14 protein-coding genes are annotated in these 16,677 nt (G+C 57.3%); 10 read left to right on the forward strand and 4 right to left on the reverse strand.

Annotation, left to right across the window (positions count from 1 at the left end; all coding sequences use genetic code 11):
• Positions 1–53: 53 nt before the first annotated feature.
• Positions 54–812 (forward strand): sulfite exporter TauE/SafE family protein, encoded by a 759-nt coding sequence (locus AAC076_RS10545; protein ID WP_339845322.1) that lies wholly within the window; start codon positions 54–56, stop codon positions 810–812.
• Here AAC076_RS10545 and AAC076_RS10550 read toward each other — a convergent pair.
• Both AAC076_RS10550 and mnmC read right to left on the reverse strand, forming a co-directional pair.
• The gene (locus tag AAC076_RS10550) at positions 790–3,576 is read right to left on the reverse strand and encodes a 7TM diverse intracellular signaling domain-containing protein (protein ID WP_339845325.1); all 2,787 of its coding nucleotides are present in this window, start codon (positions 3,574–3,576) and stop codon (positions 790–792) included. The genes AAC076_RS10545 and AAC076_RS10550 overlap by 23 nt on opposite strands.
• Before the next feature lie 129 nt (positions 3,577–3,705).
• Positions 3,706–5,691, reverse strand: a complete 1,986-nt coding sequence (mnmC, locus tag AAC076_RS10555) for a bifunctional tRNA (5-methylaminomethyl-2-thiouridine)(34)-methyltransferase MnmD/FAD-dependent 5-carboxymethylaminomethyl-2-thiouridine(34) oxidoreductase MnmC (RefSeq protein ID WP_339845328.1) — start codon at positions 5,689–5,691, stop codon at positions 3,706–3,708.
• 533 nt (positions 5,692–6,224) lie between these two features.
• Between mnmC and AAC076_RS10560 the strand changes: the two genes are divergently transcribed.
• Positions 6,225–7,430: an acetyl-CoA C-acetyltransferase gene (locus tag AAC076_RS10560; RefSeq protein ID WP_339845331.1), complete on the forward strand. Its 1,206-nt coding sequence runs from the start codon at positions 6,225–6,227 to the stop codon at positions 7,428–7,430.
• A gap of 10 nt (positions 7,431–7,440) precedes the next feature.
• Positions 7,441–9,588, forward strand: a complete 2,148-nt coding sequence (locus tag AAC076_RS10565; protein ID WP_339845334.1) for a 3-hydroxyacyl-CoA dehydrogenase NAD-binding domain-containing protein — start codon at positions 7,441–7,443, stop codon at positions 9,586–9,588.
• Positions 9,589–9,591: 3 nt separating this feature from the next.
• Here AAC076_RS10565 and AAC076_RS10570 read toward each other — a convergent pair whose 3' ends face one another.
• Complete coding sequence (locus AAC076_RS10570; protein ID WP_339845337.1) at positions 9,592–9,930, reverse strand: 4a-hydroxytetrahydrobiopterin dehydratase; 339 nt, start codon at positions 9,928–9,930, stop codon at positions 9,592–9,594.
• Between the two features lie 141 nt (positions 9,931–10,071).
• Between AAC076_RS10570 and AAC076_RS10575 the strand changes: the two genes are divergently transcribed.
• Positions 10,072–11,022 carry an HPP family protein gene (locus AAC076_RS10575; protein ID WP_339845338.1) on the forward strand — a complete coding sequence of 317 codons (951 nt, stop codon included), beginning with the start codon at positions 10,072–10,074 and terminating at the stop codon, positions 11,020–11,022.
• Between the two features lie 209 nt (positions 11,023–11,231).
• Positions 11,232–12,212: a DMT family transporter gene (locus tag AAC076_RS10580; protein WP_339845340.1), complete on the forward strand. Its 981-nt coding sequence runs from the start codon at positions 11,232–11,234 to the stop codon at positions 12,210–12,212.
• Between the two features lie 14 nt (positions 12,213–12,226).
• On the opposite strand, the gene fumC is transcribed toward AAC076_RS10580, so the two are convergent.
• Complete coding sequence (gene fumC / locus AAC076_RS10585) at positions 12,227–13,612, reverse strand: class II fumarate hydratase (RefSeq protein WP_339845342.1); 1,386 nt, start codon at positions 13,610–13,612, stop codon at positions 12,227–12,229.
• Positions 13,613–13,696: 84 nt separating this feature from the next.
• On the opposite strand from fumC, the gene AAC076_RS10590 reads away from it, so the two are divergent.
• The 5 genes from AAC076_RS10590 (at position 13,697) to AAC076_RS10610 (ending at position 16,623) form a co-directional block, all read left to right on the forward strand.
• Complete coding sequence (locus tag AAC076_RS10590) at positions 13,697–14,215, forward strand: DUF2059 domain-containing protein (protein ID WP_339845344.1); 519 nt, start codon at positions 13,697–13,699, stop codon at positions 14,213–14,215.
• Between the two features lie 75 nt (positions 14,216–14,290).
• A complete protein-coding gene (locus tag AAC076_RS10595) occupies positions 14,291–14,617 on the forward strand; it encodes a BolA family protein (protein WP_339845346.1) in 327 nt (108 codons plus the stop codon).
• Positions 14,618–14,702: 85 nt separating this feature from the next.
• Positions 14,703–15,647, forward strand: a complete 945-nt coding sequence (locus AAC076_RS10600; RefSeq protein WP_339845347.1) for a rhodanese-related sulfurtransferase — start codon at positions 14,703–14,705, stop codon at positions 15,645–15,647.
• 11 nt (positions 15,648–15,658) lie between these two features.
• On the forward strand, positions 15,659–16,297 hold the full coding sequence (locus tag AAC076_RS10605) for a DsbA family protein (protein ID WP_339845348.1): 639 nt from the start codon (positions 15,659–15,661) through the stop codon (positions 16,295–16,297).
• Positions 16,294–16,623 carry a DUF6122 family protein gene (locus AAC076_RS10610; protein ID WP_339845349.1) on the forward strand — a complete coding sequence of 110 codons (330 nt, stop codon included), beginning with the start codon at positions 16,294–16,296 and terminating at the stop codon, positions 16,621–16,623. The genes AAC076_RS10605 and AAC076_RS10610 overlap by 4 nt, the downstream gene beginning before the upstream one ends.
• Positions 16,624–16,677: the final 54 nt, after the last annotated feature.

Below are 16,677 nucleotides of genomic sequence, written 5' to 3' on the forward strand. Positions count from 1 at the left end.
ACAGTGTCACTAATGATACACTGCGCAGCCGATTTTACTGTTGCTGGTCCGACATGATTACTGATCCACTTTTCTATCTCTGCGCGATTCCCGCAGTACTGCTTTATGGGATTGCAAAGGGTGGCTTTGGTGGCAACATCGCCATTCTCTCAGTACCCCTGATGGCGCTGGTGATGTCACCCCAACAGGCTGCCGCCATTCTCCTGCCAATTCTGATTGCAATGGATTTGATGGCCCTGAGGACTTTTCGCGGCCGTTGGGATCGCGCCAATCTGCGCATCATTCTGCCGGCGTCACTGGTAGGGGTCGTACTGGGTGGTCTGATGTTCCGGGTACTCAGCGATGCCCATATTCAGTTGATGATCGGTGCCATCGCGTTGATCTTTACCCTGAATATCTGGCTGCGCCGCAGTGAGCCGCCGCCGCGCGAGGCAAGTCGTGTGCGAGGCAGTTTCTGGGGGATGGTTGCGGGCTTTACCAGCTTTGGTATTCATGCCGGTGGGCCGCCCATCAACGTGTACCTGCTGCCGCAAAAGCTCGACAAGACCCTATTGATGGGCACGATCGCCGTTTTCTTCGCAGTCGTTAACCTGGCCAAGCTGCCGGCGTATATCTATCTGGGCCAGTTCGACAAGACCAATTTACTGACTGCGCTGGTGCTGCTTCCGTTGGCACCTATTGGCGTGCGCATGGGTTTCTGGCTCTTGCAGCGTAGCAACGAGAAGCTGATCTACCAGTTGTGTTACATATTCCTGTTTTTGACCGGTGGGCGGCTGTTGTATCAGGGGGCTACCGGGCTGTATCCCGGTTGAACTGACGGTCCAGCACCGCGTAAAGCGCAGGGGCTTCTACCGGTTTTGCAAGGTAGTGGTTCATGCCGGCCCTGGCCCCTGCTTCACGGTGGCTATCCAGGGCGTGGGCGGTGAGGGCGACTATGGGGACGGCTGGCAATTGAGCGTTTTTTTCGAAGTCGCGAATGCGCCGTGTGGCCTCGAAGCCGTCAACCCGGGGCATCTCCCCATCCATGAGAATCAGCTGGTAATGGCTCGGATCCGCCTGGTAGAGGGCGATCGCCTCGGCCCCATCGCCGGCCAGTACCACCTGACAGCCATAGCGCTCTAATAGGCCCCGGACGACCATCTGGTTGACGGGGTTGTCCTCAGCGACCAGGACCCTGAGTTCTGCAGGTGAGCGTAGATCGATACCAGATCCCACATCTGTCTCCGTTCCCACACCCGCGTGTTGGCTCAAGCCCCGCAGCGCCTCTCGCAAATGGGCCGGGGTGATCGGCGCATTAAGTATGACCGCCTGGTTGCCAAGCATATTATTGCGTTCACCCATAGTGCCGACTGACCGCAAAACGAGTGAGGGTTGGTAACGCTCGGCGACCATTTTCTCAAACCGCTCAAGCTCTGGTTCATGCATCCCTGCGGTCGCGATGACAAGCAAGCTGTCATCAGGTATCTCCGTTACCGCTGCGTCGACCGAGCGGATCTGCACCACCAGGCCCAGACGCAAAAGCAGCGCGCTGTAGCAATCCAGCGCGGCCTGATCGCAGCCAATGAGCATCGCGCAGTTCGCCCAGGGCAGGGCGGGCTCGGCTTTGCTTGGTTGTTCGTGAATGCCGAAGGAGAGGTCGAAAGAAAACTCTGCGCCTTCGTCCGGCGCGCTGCGGACCTCGATTCGTGCATCCATTAAAGATGCAAGTTCCTGACTGATTGCCAGCCCGAGACCGCTGCCGCCGTAACGCCGGGTGGTCGTGCTGTCAGCCTGGGTAAAGGAGTCGAATAGATCCTGCTGTGCCTCAATCCCGATACCTATACCGGTATCGCGTATCGCAAATCGCAAACGGCATTGCCCTGCGGCGTGGACTATCTCTGCGCCATCCACATGCAGGGTCACGTGACCGCTGTGGGTGAACTTCAAGCCATTGCTCAGAAGATTCAGGAGTATTTGCTTTAGTCGAGTAGGGTCGCCTATCACCCGCCGTGGTACCGCTGGATCGAGACTACAATACAGTTCCAGATTCCTGTCCAGCGCCTGGGCGGTAAACAGGCTGCAGGTATCGGACACAAGCTCTTCGACATCAAACTCGATACGCTCCAGACGAACCTGTCCGGATTCGATACGGGCATAGTCAAGCACCGCATTGATGACTGACATCAGGGCTTTTCCAGAGTTGCTGATGGTCCGAACATAAAACTGCTGGGTACGACTCATTGGCGTATCACGCAGTAGTTCCACCATGCCCAGTACGCCGTTCAGGGGTGTGCGAATCTCGTGACTCATCTTGGCCAGAAAGCGGCCCTGCGCGCGTGATTCAAGGCGGGCCTGTCGGGCCTGCTCGTCAGCCTTGAAACGTGCCTCCTTGAGGGCGTTGATGCGGTCGGCAAGGCCAAGGGAAAGAATAAACAGCTCCATGCAAATCCCCAGTTTGACCCAGGCGGTGCCATAAGACACTCCCAGCTCATAACCCAATGATCCTGCTGTAGACAGCATAAGAGAACAGAGCAATACGCCCCAGGCCAGAGTGTAGTACGAGCCGTAGCGGAACCCCTTTCGCCAGACATGAATACCGGTTGTCAGCAGGATGGCCGAGGTACTCAGAACGTACAGACTTGCCAGCATGTTGTAGAGCGTCAGACCCAAAACGGGAAGACCCACCAGCGTCATGCCGACCAGGAGTATGAGCACTTTTAAAAGCCGGTCGATTCGTGGGAACTGCTCGGCAGTGTGCAGGAAGTGCCGACTGAACTGAGTGGCCACAATACAGTGCAGGAACATCAGGCTGTAAATCGACACCGACTGAAAGGCGATGCCTGTTGATAGCCATTTCCACAGCAGCCCATCAAAGGCAGCCATGAACAGCAGCATGTTCAGGTTGTAGACCAGGTACCAGAGATAACTGGTCTCGCGTAGCGATATGTACAGAAACAGATTGTAGGCAAATAGGCCCAGCATCACTCCGTAGAACAATCCCTGGGCCATGGAAGCTACCTCCAACTGGGTGGCTGCTGCTGGCCAGGTGGCAAAGTAGAGGGGTACAAAGATCGTGCTGCTGGATTCAACACGCAGGTAGATTCGGTTGATACCAGGCGACAGGGACAGGGTCAGCCAGGGATTGCGGACCAGCATGGGCCGCTCCTCAAGTAAGACATGATCACCGCTGCTCTGGTATGACAGGTTTTGTAATGGGTCAATGTGGAACAACTCGACCTGGTCAAGGATCGGGTAGTTGATTTCCAGAACACCCTCCAGGTTGGCACCGGTGCGGTTGTCCAGTGCAACTGCTATCCACCAGGCAGATCCGTTCTTGCCCATATTGATATGGGTGCCTGGTACTTTTTGCCAGGATTGCTGTGGGACCGCAGTCAGATCTGCAAACTGATAACGTTGATCCGGATCTTCAAGTGTCAGTGCGTGCCTGGCCAGATTGATGCGCTGGTGAGAGTCTTCGAGCACGGGTATGTCAAAGAACATCGCATCGTTTCTGGCAGGAATATCTTGCGCACCAGCGTGTGCCGATACCGACAGCAGGAGTAGACAGCAAAGAGACAGCCACCAGGACGAAAGCATCGGATGCATACCTTGCGGGTGCGCCGGATCTTGGATTTTTATCGGCGGACCTTGCTTGATGCTAGCACAGCAGTGGCAAAAAGGTATCTCGGTTGGGCTGAGGGTGTTCTGGCCTGGTAAGCCAGATAATCATTTGCCGCGTATCAGTTGGCGCAACAGGAAACGGCTTGGATGGACGGCCTGGACCAGGTCGCTGGGTAGAGGTAAAGGTTTATTGTCCAGCATGGCAGCGACCAGCTCGCCACTTAAAGGGCAACTGATCAGCCCTCGGGAGCCATGGGCTGCGTTGATATAAAGGCCCGGCAGCCAGGGCGCAGCTATGTCGGGACGTTTTGAAGCGTCCTTGGTCAGTATGGCGTAATCCTCCCTGAACTTTTTTGCATCCACGACAGGACCAATCAGTGGCAGGTAGTCAGGCGAAGTACAGCGCAGTGCGGCCCGTGCTTCAAGCTTGTCCGGATTCCAGTCTGGCGAGCGGCGTATTGCCTGATCAAGCTCGGGTGACAGGCTGGCCAGGAGGGCCAGGTTACTGGCATTTTCTTCCTGGCTGGGATTAGTGTCAGAGCGGTCAAAGCGAAAGCTGGCACCCACAAAGTGTTGGTTTTCACGTGCTGGAGAGACGTAACCTTCACCACACAGGACGCTGCGCAAAGCCAGACTCTGACTGCTTGCAGGGAGGTGAGTGATCTGACCACGAATGGTCTTGAGGGGCAAATGGGCTGTTTGTGCAAAGCGGCGGCTGTCGCCGGCGCTGCAGATAACCACAACGGGGGCCTTGCAGATACTCCGTTCCTGCGCATCTGTGGCGAGCCAGCGCGTGTCGCTGTAGCGCAGGTCCAGTGCTTCCTGATGGGTAACAAGAGTAATACCCGGATGTTGCAGCAAAGCGCGGCAAAGGGCCGGGGGGTTTACCCAGCCTCCCTGGGAAAAAAACAAGCCCCCGGCGCCAATCCTTACGCCGGCAATATCGCTTGCCTGGTCTGGCGTTACTCCGTGCAGAAACTCGGGCGGATAGCCCTGCTGAGCAAGGGCGCAAAGCCGGGCTGATTCCTTTTCATTGTCGCTCAGCTGCAGTACACCGCAGGCTGACCAGTCACTGCCATTTTCTGCAAGTAGCTGCTGGAGAAGGCGCACGCTGTAGCCATAGCTGCTCTGTACGAAGCGGGACAGGGCTGTCTGATGTGGCGAGAGTTTGCAGTACAGGATCCCCTGGGGGTTGCCTGAAGCTTCGCGGGCTTCGCCGGCATGGCGCTCTATGACGGTAACCTTCCAGCCCCGTTGTGCCAGGGCATGAGCGGTGCTGCAACCGGCCAGCCCTGCCCCAATGACCATCGCTTCGCGCTGCTGCGAGAAGTCCACCGCCGGCGATTTGAACCAGGGCGGGCTCCATTCCCTTGACGCTAGACGGTCTATCTTGCCGGCAAGCGTTTTGCTGTCTTGCTGTTCATGTTGCAGCTGCTCTACCGCGAATCCTGCCCGTACAAGTTCTGTTGATACGGTTTCTGCATTGGTCGACGCAGTCAGTGTTGTTCCCAGGTGTGCCAAACGGGCCAACTGAGGGTATAACGCGGGCTGCCACATGGCCGGATCGAGTTGCGGCGCTACTCCATCCAGAAACCAGGCATCCACGGATGCATCGAGATGCTTCAGCGTATCCGCCGCGTCCCCAATGAGCAGTGTGAGGGTGACATTGCCACCATCCAGTACATAGCGGTGCCAGCCCGGTGTCGGCGAGCTGTATTGCTCCAAAAGCTGTTCAGATAAGGGCGCCAGCTCGGGCCAGGCGGCCTGCGCGCGACGCAAGTTGCTAGCCGAAAAGGGCGATTGTTCAGTGCTGATGAAATGCAGGTGAGCACCTGCCGGCGCCGCACGATTCCAGAGCTGCCAGGCGCAGAGAAAATTCAGGCCAGTAGCAAAACCCGTCGCGCCAATGCAGAAGCTGTCTCCTGGCTTGAGTTCCCGCCAGCGCGTCTCCAGCTGGTTGTGCACCAGATACAGCTGGCGGCTTTTTTCCAGGTCGCGATTGGCTGAGGGATAGATATCGCCGTGAAGCAAAGAAACTGGACGGCCGTCTTCAGTCCAAGTCAGATCGGCAAGCAGGGGGGGCAGGTTCACATGGTCTCCAATGGCACAAGCGATGCTTGCGCATTGTACCGCGAACTAGACTGCCACGATGCATCGCCGCGGAGCATGGCTCGCACATCAGAGTTTGACCTTCGGTTTTATGCCTGAAGTCTCAGGCAGCCCCGCCCCAATTGATATTGGGCAGAATCAGAAGTAGCCATGTAGCTACAAATACCAATCCAACTGCTGAAAAGCGGGCCCTGATCGGCTTTTTCATCGCAAGCGCCTTCTAATAGTCGCCATTATTATTGTTGTATGCAGGTACGAGCTGATCCTGCGTCGTTGCTTGCGTCGCTCATATGTCTGCAACGCTATTGTGACTTGATGATAGATGCTCCGGCAATAGGGCATTAGACCAATTGGCTACATGCGTTACAGCGCAATTCGCGAACTGGAATGGATACGCCATCAAACTGACATGTTTTTGCGCGCGAGCTTTGGTCAGGGCAATTGAGCGTTTTGGTCATTGTTCCGCTATGTCGGCAGGGTAGGGTAGACATCATGCCGACAATGGAGACTACAAAATGACTGAGGCAATGATTTTTGATGCGGTGCGCACGCCCCGCGGTAAGGGCAGAAAGGATGGCTCCTTGTATAGCGTCAAGCCTACCAGCCTGATGGCGGGATTATTGCGTTCCCTGCAGCAGCGCAATGACCTGGACACCAGTCAGGTCGACGATATCGTATTGGGTTGTGTGACGCCGGTGGGCGATCAGGGTGCTGACATCGCCAAGACGGCGGCGCTGCTCGCAGACTGGGACGACTGTGTTGCCGGGGTACAGATCAACCGTTTTTGTGCTTCGGGTCTGGAGGCAGTCAATCTCGCGGCGATGAAGGTCCGCTCCGGATTCGAGGATCTGGTCGTGGCCGGCGGGGTAGAGTCCATGTCACGGGTCCCCATGGGCTCGGATGGCGGCGCCTGGGCCATGGATCCGGAAACCAACATGCACACGCGTTTTGTGCCCCAGGGCATTGGCGCTGATCTTATTGCCACCCTTGAGGGCTTCAGTCGTGAGGATGTTGATGCCTTCGCTTTGCGCTCTCAGCAAAAAGCAGCCCGTGCCAGAACCGAAGGCGCCTTTGTTCGCACACTGGTGCCGGTGAAGGATCAGAACGGAATTCTTTTGTTGGATAACGATGAGTTCATTCGAGCCGACAGCACGCTCGCCGGCCTGGGCGCCCTGAAGCCCAGTTTCGCAGCGATGGGCCAGATGGGCTTCGATGCTTCAGCTCTGCAACGCTATCCTCAGGTCGAGCGCATCAATCATGTACACACTCCGGGTAATAGCTCCGGCATTGTCGATGGCGCCGTTGCCATGCTCATCGGTACCCAGGCCAAGGGAGAGGCCTTGGGACTCAAGCCGCGCGGGCGCATTGTCGCCACAGCGGTTACCAGTACCGATCCCACCATCATGCTGACGGGCCCGGCTCCCGCCACCCGCAAGGTACTGGCGCGCGCGGGAATGAACGTAGATGACATCGATCTGTTCGAGGTCAACGAAGCCTTTGCCTCCGTGGTAATGCGATTCATGCGTGAGATGCAGGTGCCTGAGGAGAAGATCAACGTGAACGGCGGCAGCATTGCGATGGGGCATCCGCTGGGCGCAACAGGCTGCATCATCCTGGCAACGCTCCTCGACGAGCTCGAGCGTCGTACATTGCGCTACGGCCTGGCCACGCTCTGCGTTGGCGGCGGTATGGGTATAGCCACCATCATAGAACGCGTCTGAGGAGCCGAACATGAGCAATGCCATAGCTTACGAGAAGGGTGGTCAGGACAATATTGTCGTTCTGACCATGGATATGCCTGGCCAGAGTGCCAACACAATGAATGCCGTCTACCGTCAGGCCATGGCTGAGATAGTGGATCGCCTGGAGAAGGAGCGCGAAGACATAGCCGGCGTGATAATCACCTCGGCCAAGAAAACCTTTTTTGCTGGTGGCGACCTCAATGAGCTGGTCAAGGTAACGCCTGCCGATGCCGATGCGTTCTATCACATGGTTCTGGGTCTCAAGGCGCAGCTGCGTCGCCTTGAGCAACTGGGCAAGCCGGTAGTCGCAGCCATCAATGGGGCCGCGCTGGGCGGCGGTTGGGAGTTGGCGCTGGCCTGCCATTACCGTATTGCGATAGATCATCCAGGGGTGAAACTCGGCTTGCCCGAGGTGACTCTCGGATTGTTGCCCGGCGGTGGCGGGGTGGTGCGCATGGTGCGCTTGCTGGGTGTTGAAAAGGCGCTGCCCTATCTGGTCGAGGGCAAGCAGGTGGGGCCGGCCAGGGCGCTGGAAGCAGGACTCATTCATGAGCTGGCAAGCGATCGCGATGATCTGCTGGCCAGAGCGCGGACCTGGATTCTCGGCGCGCCGGTAGCGGTTCAGCCCTGGGACGCCAAGGGTTATCGCATCCCTGGTGGTACGCCCAGCAGTCCCGCATTGGCCCAGATGTTGCCGATAGCGCCCTCAGTGCTGCGCAGCAAGACGCAGGGCTGCATGCCCGCGCCGGAGAAAATTCTGTGCGCTGCAGTGGAAGGGGCTCAGGTCGATTTCGATACGGCGCAGATTATCGAAACGCGCTATTTCACTGAGCTGGCGACCGGGCAGGTGGCCAAGAATCTGATCGGGACCTTCTGGTTCCAGCTCAATCAGATCAAGGCAGGTGGATCGCGGCCCAAGGGCATCGAGCCACGGCTGATTGGCAAGGTGGGTGTGGTGGGCGCGGGGATGATGGGCGCCGGAATTGCCTATGTATCAGCGGTAGCCGGCGTCGATGTGGTACTCAAGGATGTATCGCCGGAGGCAGCCGAACGGGGCAAGGCTTACTCGGCTAAATTGTTGGACAAAAAAGTCAGCCGCGGTCAGATGTCCGCGGACAAGCGCGAGTCGATCCTCGCACGAATAAAACCGACTAATGACGACGCCGACTTTGCCGGTTGTGAGCTGGTGATCGAGGCGGTATTTGAAGACCGCAAACTGAAGGGCCAGGTGACCAGTACAGCAATGGCCCACGCCTTACCCGATGCTGTCATTGCCTCCAATACCTCGACACTGCCGATTACCGGTCTGGCCAGCGCCATTGACCAGCCCGAGCGTTTTATCGGCCTGCATTTCTTCAGTCCTGTCGACAAGATGCCGTTGGTAGAGATTATCAAGGGGGAGCAGACCGATGATGTCACACTGGCCCGCGCCTTCGATTTTGTCATGCAGATCAACAAGACACCAATCGTCGTCAATGACAGCCGCGGCTTCTTTACCTCCAGGGTATTCAGTACCTTTACCAGCGAAGGTATCGCGATGCTGGGCGAGGGTGTTTCGCCGGCGCTGATCGAGAATGTTGCGCGGCAGTCGGGTATGCCGGTGGGACCCCTTGCCGTATCGGATGAGGTCTCAATGGGACTGATGAGTCACATACGCGAGCAGACTCGCAAGGACCTGGCGGAGGAGGGCAAACCCGTGCCCGAGCATCCTGCCTTTGCCGTCATCAGCCGCATGGTTGACGAGTTTCAACGACCCGGCAAGGCGGCGGGCAAAGGTTTTTATGAGTATCCGGGGGATGGTAGAAAGTATCTCTGGCCCGAGTTGGCCAGTCGTTTCGGGCACGCTGACCTGTCCATACCTGTAGAGGATGTGCGTGACCGACTCTTGTTTATTCAGGCCATAGAGACAGTGCGCTGTCTGGAAGAAAACGTATTACTGTCTACTGCGGACGCCAATATAGGTTCGATCTTCGGTATCGGCTTTGCAGCCTGGACCGGTGGTGCGCTGCAATTTATCAATCAGACAGGAGTTGCCACTTTTGTGGCACGTGCGCGCTACCTGACCGGGCAGTACGGTGAGCGTTTCTCGCCACCAGCACTGCTATTGCAAAAAGAGGCAGAGGACTCTCTCTTCTGAAGGTCAGTTACTGAGTCGCTCGGTTCGAGCGGCCATGATCATGTCGTTGCGATGGATCCCACCCAGGCTGTGGCTCCACCAGGTTACCGTTACCTTGCCCCACTCGGTCAACAAGGCCGGGTGGTGGCCAACGTCCTCAGCCAGCGCGCCGACCCGGTTGGTAAAGGCCAGGGCCTGCTGAAAGTCCTTGAAGGAATAGGCTTTTTCTACACGGGGTACGCCCTGGACGTTAATCAATGACCAGCCTTCCAGATCGGCCAATAGCTCCTTGATCTTTTCTTCTGCTAGTACACAAGCGGCCTGTTTTGACGTATCCAGTGACTCGGTTGCCAGTGTGGCCATGTTATTTCTCCTCTGTTGAACAGCAGTATGCCTGCCTCAGCATAGCAGCAGGTCTCACCGGTTTGCTGCATGGTGTCGCCCCCTGGGTAACAGGAGGTATTATTAGGGCATAAAGGACGTTTCAATTGGGAGAAAGGTTTGATGGGGCAGCGATGGCTGAGCACGTGCCTGCATTTCGTCGGCTGGCGTCCGGACAGCACCAGTCACCAGGAAAAGTTTCTGTCTGCGCTGGGCGCCACCTTGTCGCTGCTTCTGGTCTACTGGATCACCCACCTTGGCGTTGCCGGTGATGGTGCACTCTGGGTTACCGGCTCCATGGGCGCGAGTGCAGTGCTGGTCTTTGCAATGCCCCATGGCACGCTCTCCCAGCCCTGGCCGGTGATCGGTGGCCAGGTCATCTCTGCGGCATTCGGCGTTGCTTGTATGCGTTACCTCCCCGCCGGGCCCTGGGTGGCTGCCTTTGCTGTGGGTGGCAGCATCATGCTGATGATGTATGCGCGCTGTCTGCATCCTCCCGGCGGCGCCACAGCAATGATTGTCGTGCTCAGCGGCCCAGAGGTGCAGCAGGCCGGATTCTACTTCGTGTTTTACCCGATTCTCCTGGATACGTTGGTTATTGTCGGTGCTGCCATCCTGTTCAATAGCCTGTTTGACTGGCGCCGCTATCCGCTGGCGCTTGCCAGGGCAGAGCCGGGCAAGCTCACAGGCATCGCGCCCGAGGATTTTCACCATGCGTTGCGTGAAATGGATTCCTACGTCGACATTCAGTTCGATGATCTGCTCAAACTGGTAGAGCTGGCCAACTCACATGCCAAGAGCAAGCGGGTTGACGAAGACGATCTGAAAGTGGGCGGTTTCTACAGCAACGGTATGCCAGGTAAAAACTGGTCCGTGCGAGAAGTACTGCAAATTGTCACCAGGCGTCCCGGCCGCCCCGGGCGCGTGCGCTACAAGACGATCAAGGGCATGGGCGAGGGCGGTACCGGCATCACTCGTCTTTCCGAGTTTGTACGTTGGGCACGGTACCCGGTAGAGCCGGATGACACTGGTTGGCATCGCATCAAGGATCGGGAGGCTTCCAATAATGCTTAGCTCAGACCTTAGTCCAATGGAGCGTACCCCTGATCACAAGCACAATGGGCCCAGTGTTCTACTCTCCCTTTAGCTGCCACCCGCAAGGGCGCAGCTGTTTTTTTGCCCGTAACAGTTGACGCAACAACTTCCTCTCATCTGTAGCTGTGTTACTGATGCGTCGCCCACTACAATGCCGGCAATTCTGTCCCCCTCGCTTCAGGTGTCCCATGCACGTTTCGTCCGGTCGCTGGTTATATGGTTTTCTCCTGGCCATGGTCACCACCGTGCTGTGGGCGTTGTTGCCTATCATGCTCAAGGAAGTCCTCAAGGGCATGGACCCCTATACCGTGACCTGGTATCGCTTGTTTACTGCTGGGGTCGTGCTATTTGTCTGGCTTGCCTGGCGTCGACGTTTGCCATCAATAAAGGCATTGTCAGTGACCAATCGATGGCTGCTTGTTGTCGCCATTCTGGGGCTGACGTTCAACTATGTGCTGTACCTGATGGGTTTGAGCAGGCTGACGCCCGGAACCATGCAACTGATGATACAGGTGGCACCCGTGATGCTTATGCTCGGAAGCATGTGGATATTCCGTGAGCAATTTGGCATAGGTCAGTTCATTGGTCTTTCGGTGTTGGTGATCGGGTTCGTGTTGTTCTTCAACCAGCGCCTTGCCGAACTCTTTACTCAGATGACCAGCTATACGCTCGGTATTCTGATCACTCTGGGCGCGGCGGCTACCTGGGCGCTGTATGGTCTGGCGCAGAAGCAACTCCTGACGATATGGTCTTCGATCACGGTGATGATGGTGATTTATCTTGCCTGTTCGACATTGCTTCTGCCGTTGGCGGCGCCCGCTTCGGTCATGCAGCTGACAACCTTGCAATTCTGGTTGCTGGTGGGCTGTTGTCTGAATACGCTTATCGCCTACGGGGCCTTTGCTGAAGCCCTGGTGCATTGGGAGGCGTCGCGGGTAAGTGCAACTATTGCCACAACGCCATTGTTCACCTTCGCGATGGTCGCGCTGGGCTCGATGCTGTGGCCGACAGTCATCAAGCCAGAACTTCTAAACAATCTGGCGTATCTGGGCGCCTTGCTGGTCGTGACGGGGTCTGCGTTGGTTGCGCTGGCGCCGAGTCTGATTCAGAACCTGAAAAGCCGGCGGCTGCGCCGTTTGGCTGTGACGCCACCCCCGGCAGGTTCCTGAGGCTGGGGCAGAAGCTAAACTCCGACCATTCGCTCCGGTTTGACTGCCTTGTCAAATTCGGCCTCGCTCAGATAGTTCAGTGCCAGCGCGGCCTGCTTCAGGGTGGTGCCCTCCTTGTAGGCTTTCTTGGCAATATCCGCGGCCTTGTCATAGCCGATAACCGGGTTGAGAGCGGTCACCAGCATCAGGCTATTGTCCAGGTTCTCACGCATGCGCTGCGTATTCGGCTCCATGCCCTCCACACAGTGCTCGCGAAAGCTGTTGCAGCCATCGGTCAGTAGGCGAATGGATTGCAGGAGGGTGTGAATGATCACCGGTTTGAACACATTCAACTGCAAATGTCCGCTACTGGCAGCGATGCCGAGCGTTACGTCGTTGCCCTGCACCTGGCAGGCAATCATCGAAAGCGCCTCACACTGGGTTGGGTTGACCTTGCCGGGCATGATCGAGCTGCCGGGTTCGTTGGCCGGCAACTTCACCTCGGCAAAGCCGGCACGTGGGCCGCTGCCGAGCAAGCGCAGATCGTTGGCCAGCTTCATCACAGTGGCTGCCAATTGTTTACAGGCGCCATGCAGCTGAACGAGCGGCTCATGGCCGCTGAGGGCGGCGAACTTGTTTTGCGCACTGGTAAAGGGTTGACCGGTAAGACGAGCAACTTCCTCGGCTAGTCCCTCGGCAAAGCCAGTTGGCGTATTCAGCCCGGTTCCTACGGCGGTGCCACCCTGGGCGAGGGCGCACACTCCTGGCAATGCCTGCTCCACGGCCTGCAACCCCATATCCAGTTGAGCAACAAAGGCAGAAAGCTCCTGACCAAAGGTCACTGGCGTGGCATCCATCATGTGGGTGCGCCCGATCTTGATCAGTTGCTCGTGCCGGCGAGCCTGCTCATCGAGTGCCTGACGCAGCTCACGCACGGCAGGTACAAGCTTTTCCCGTGTTTGCAGAACGGCCGCGATATGCATGGCGCTGGGAAAGGTGTCGTTGGAGCTCTGGGACTTGTTCACGTGATCATTGGGATGCACTGGGTGCTTGCCGCCGCGCTCACCACCGGACAGCTCATTGGCCCGTCCGGCTATCACTTCGTTGGCATTCATGTTGCTTTGGGTGCCGCTGCCGGTCTGCCAGACCGATAGCGGAAAGTTATCATCCAGACGGCCTTCGATGACGTCATCGGCAGCCTGTTCGATCAGGGTTGCTGTGTCTTCGTCGAGATTGCCAAGTTTGTGATTGATTCGCGCCGATGCCTTCTTGATCAACGCCAGGGCATGAATAACTGCGGTCGGAATCCGTTCCTCACCGATAGCAAAATAATGCAGCGAGCGCTGCGTCTGGGCGCCCCAGTAGCGGTCGGCGGGGACTTCGATGTCGCCCATGCTGTCTGATTCGATTCGCGAACTCATGCTGATCCTCCAGAGTGGTCAATGTGAGTGATGGCTGTCAGTATAGAAGCTCGATTGGATGTACCCGGGGAAACCAGAAGATCCATGCGTATTCATTTGTTGCCGCTCCTTTGCTGGGTTTTGATGGGGTGCGCAGTCATCAGTTCTGCATCGGCTGACGAGGCGTCTCACCGGGCCAGTGCCGAGCGATTTCTCAAGCTGGCCAATGCCCAGGGCATGACCGCTCCTGTCTACGACCAGGTCGGCAGGTTGATCAATTCGCAGTTCTCCCAGGCAGGGGGATCCCTGCAGTACGAGTCGGTTCTGCGCCGTTATCAGCAGCAGGCGCGCGAGGTGCTCGACCGCGAGCTCGCCTGGGAGGCGATGCGTGACGAGTTGATTGATCTGTATCTTCCGTTATTCAGTGAAGAGGAGTTCGAGTCCTTGGCGCAGTTCTATCAGTCCCCGGCAGGACGCAAGCTGATGCAGCATTTACCACAGCTCACCCGTGACTCCATGGCTATCAGCCGCAAGCGTGTAGAAGAGCGCCTGGAGCCCGAAATTCAGGGGTTGCTGGAAAAAATGACGGATGAGATCGAAACCCGTCAGCAGGAGCTTCGCTAGGCTTCCCCTGCGTTACAATCACCGGGACGATCATGTTGATGATCATTTCTACATCTCTTTTCTGACGGAGGCACCATGGGCGAAGTCCAGAGCGCACTGCACCAGGCGATGCAAAGCCTGCAGCCGGTTCATCTTGAGCTGGTCAACGAAAGTTACATGCACAGCGTGCCGCCAGGCTCGGAGTCGCACTTCAAGGCGGTCGTGGTCAGTGATGAATTTGCCGGCTTGAATGCGGTCAAGCGCCATCAGGCGGTCTATCGCAGCCTTGGCGATCTTATGTCACGCATCCACGCGTTGGCACTGCATACCTATACTCCTGATGAGTGGAGCGCGCGGCAGCAGGCTCCAGATTCGCCCAATTGCCTGGGAGGCAGCAAGGCGGATGGCAAGCTGACTCACTGACGTCCGGCCTGAGCTCTGTTAGAATCGCCGGCGAAAAAATGGTTCGCCCTTTACGTGGGCGATAACTGAATACAGAGGTAGTCCGATGTCCCGAATCGTCGTAGTGGCGCTTTACAAATTCGTCACGCTTGAAGACTTCCAGAATCTTCGCCAACCCTTGCTAGATACCCTGCTCGCCAACGGCGTCAAGGGTACCCTGTTGCTGGCCTGGGAAGGTATCAATGGCACCATCGCCGGTCCCCGCGAGGGTATTGATGGCGTGCTCGACTGGCTGCGAAGCGATCCCCGTCTGTGCGATCTGGATCACAAGGAATCGCTTTGCGACGAGATGCCGTTCTACCGCACCAAGGTCAAACTGAAGAAAGAGATCGTGACCATCGGGGTTGAAGGCGTTAGCCCTAACGAGAAGGTCGGCACCTATGTCGAACCCGCCGACTGGAATGCCCTGATCAGCGACCCCGAGGTGCTTCTGATCGACACCCGTAATGACTATGAGGTATCGATTGGTACTTTTGAGGGCGCAGTTGACCCCAGGACCAAGAGTTTTCGGGAGTTTCCGGAATACGTCAAAGCACACTACGATCCGGCGAAGCACAAGAAGGTGGCGATGTTTTGCACCGGCGGGATACGCTGCGAGAAGGCATCAAGCTTTATGCTGCAGGAGGGCTTCGACGAGGTCTTTCATCTGAAGGGTGGCATCCTCAAGTATTTTGAAGAGGTGCCTGCGCAGCAGAGCCGCTGGAACGGAGAGTGTTTTGTCTTCGATAACCGGGTCACCGTCAGGCATGATCTGGCTCCTGGCTCCTTTGACCAGTGTCACGCCTGTCGCCACCCGATATCCGCCGACGAAAAAGCGTCGCCGCAGTATCAGGAGGGCATCAGTTGCCCGCGCTGCTACGACAGCCTGCCGGAAAAGACCCGGCGGCGTGCCGAGGAGCGCCAGCGCCAGGTCAAGTTGGCCAAGCTGCGTAATCAGCCGCATCCGATAGGGCAGCAGCAGGCCCAATCGTCATCTGACAGTACAACCTGACGGAGAAAGCCATGGCCCAGCGCCTGCTTTATGTAATGGATCCGATGTGTTCCTGGTGCTGGGGCTTTGCGCCTGTTATTGAACAGATTCTTGCGCGTTATCCGAGCCTGTCGATTCACCTGGTGGCTGGCGGGTTGCGGCCAGGAGCCCGCTCACCGCTGGATGATGCCGCCAGGACTGCCCTTGGGGAACACTGGGAAGCCGTAGCGATCGCATCAGGTCAACCGTTTATGACGCCGGACGACTTGCCTGCTGCATTTGTCTACAACACGGAGCCTGCCTGCCGAGCCCTGGTAACGGCGCGCGAACTCGATGTCGACAAAGCCTGGGCTCTGGTCAGAGCGATTCAGCACGCTTTTTATGCCAGGGCCGAGGACGTCAGTCAGACCCTGGCGTTGATCGACCTGGCCGAGCAGGTGGGTTACCGGCGCAAAGCTTTCGGTGAGTGTTTTGATGCTGAAATCACCCGGGCAGCAATAGCAGCAGATTTTTCCTGGACGCGGGATCTGGGTATTGCCGGTTTTCCGACCCTGCTGGCCGAACGCAACGGACAATTGGCTCTTCTGGCCAATGGTTACCAGTCACCGAGCGATGTATTACCCCTGTTGGAGCGCTGGGTGGCGGCCGGTGAGGGCGCTGGTCTCGCATGACAGTGTCCTTTGCCGTTCATATGGCACTGCATTTTCTGCTGCCGTTAATTGTTGCCCTGGTCTTCTTTCGCCAGCAATGGCGGAAAGCCTGGTTGATCATGGTGGCAGTCATGCTGGTGGACCTGGACCATTTGCTGGCCGATCCGATTTTTGCCGCCGACCGGTGCTCAATCGGATTTCATCCGTTACACACTTATACGGCGATTACCGGTTATCTGCTTATGGCGCTGTGGCGACCGTTGCGGCTGGTGGGTGTTGGCCTGCTGATTCATATGGCGGTTGATGCCAGCGACTGCTGGCGAATGGCAGGTTTTCCCGGACTCTAGAATCGGGCTGTTTAGCCGCATAAAAAAAGGGCCTGCATATGCAGGCCCTTCTGG

This window comes from uncultured Halopseudomonas sp. (assembly GCF_963977355.1).
In the GTDB taxonomy this organism is placed as follows: Bacteria; Pseudomonadota; Gammaproteobacteria; order Pseudomonadales; family Pseudomonadaceae; genus Halopseudomonas.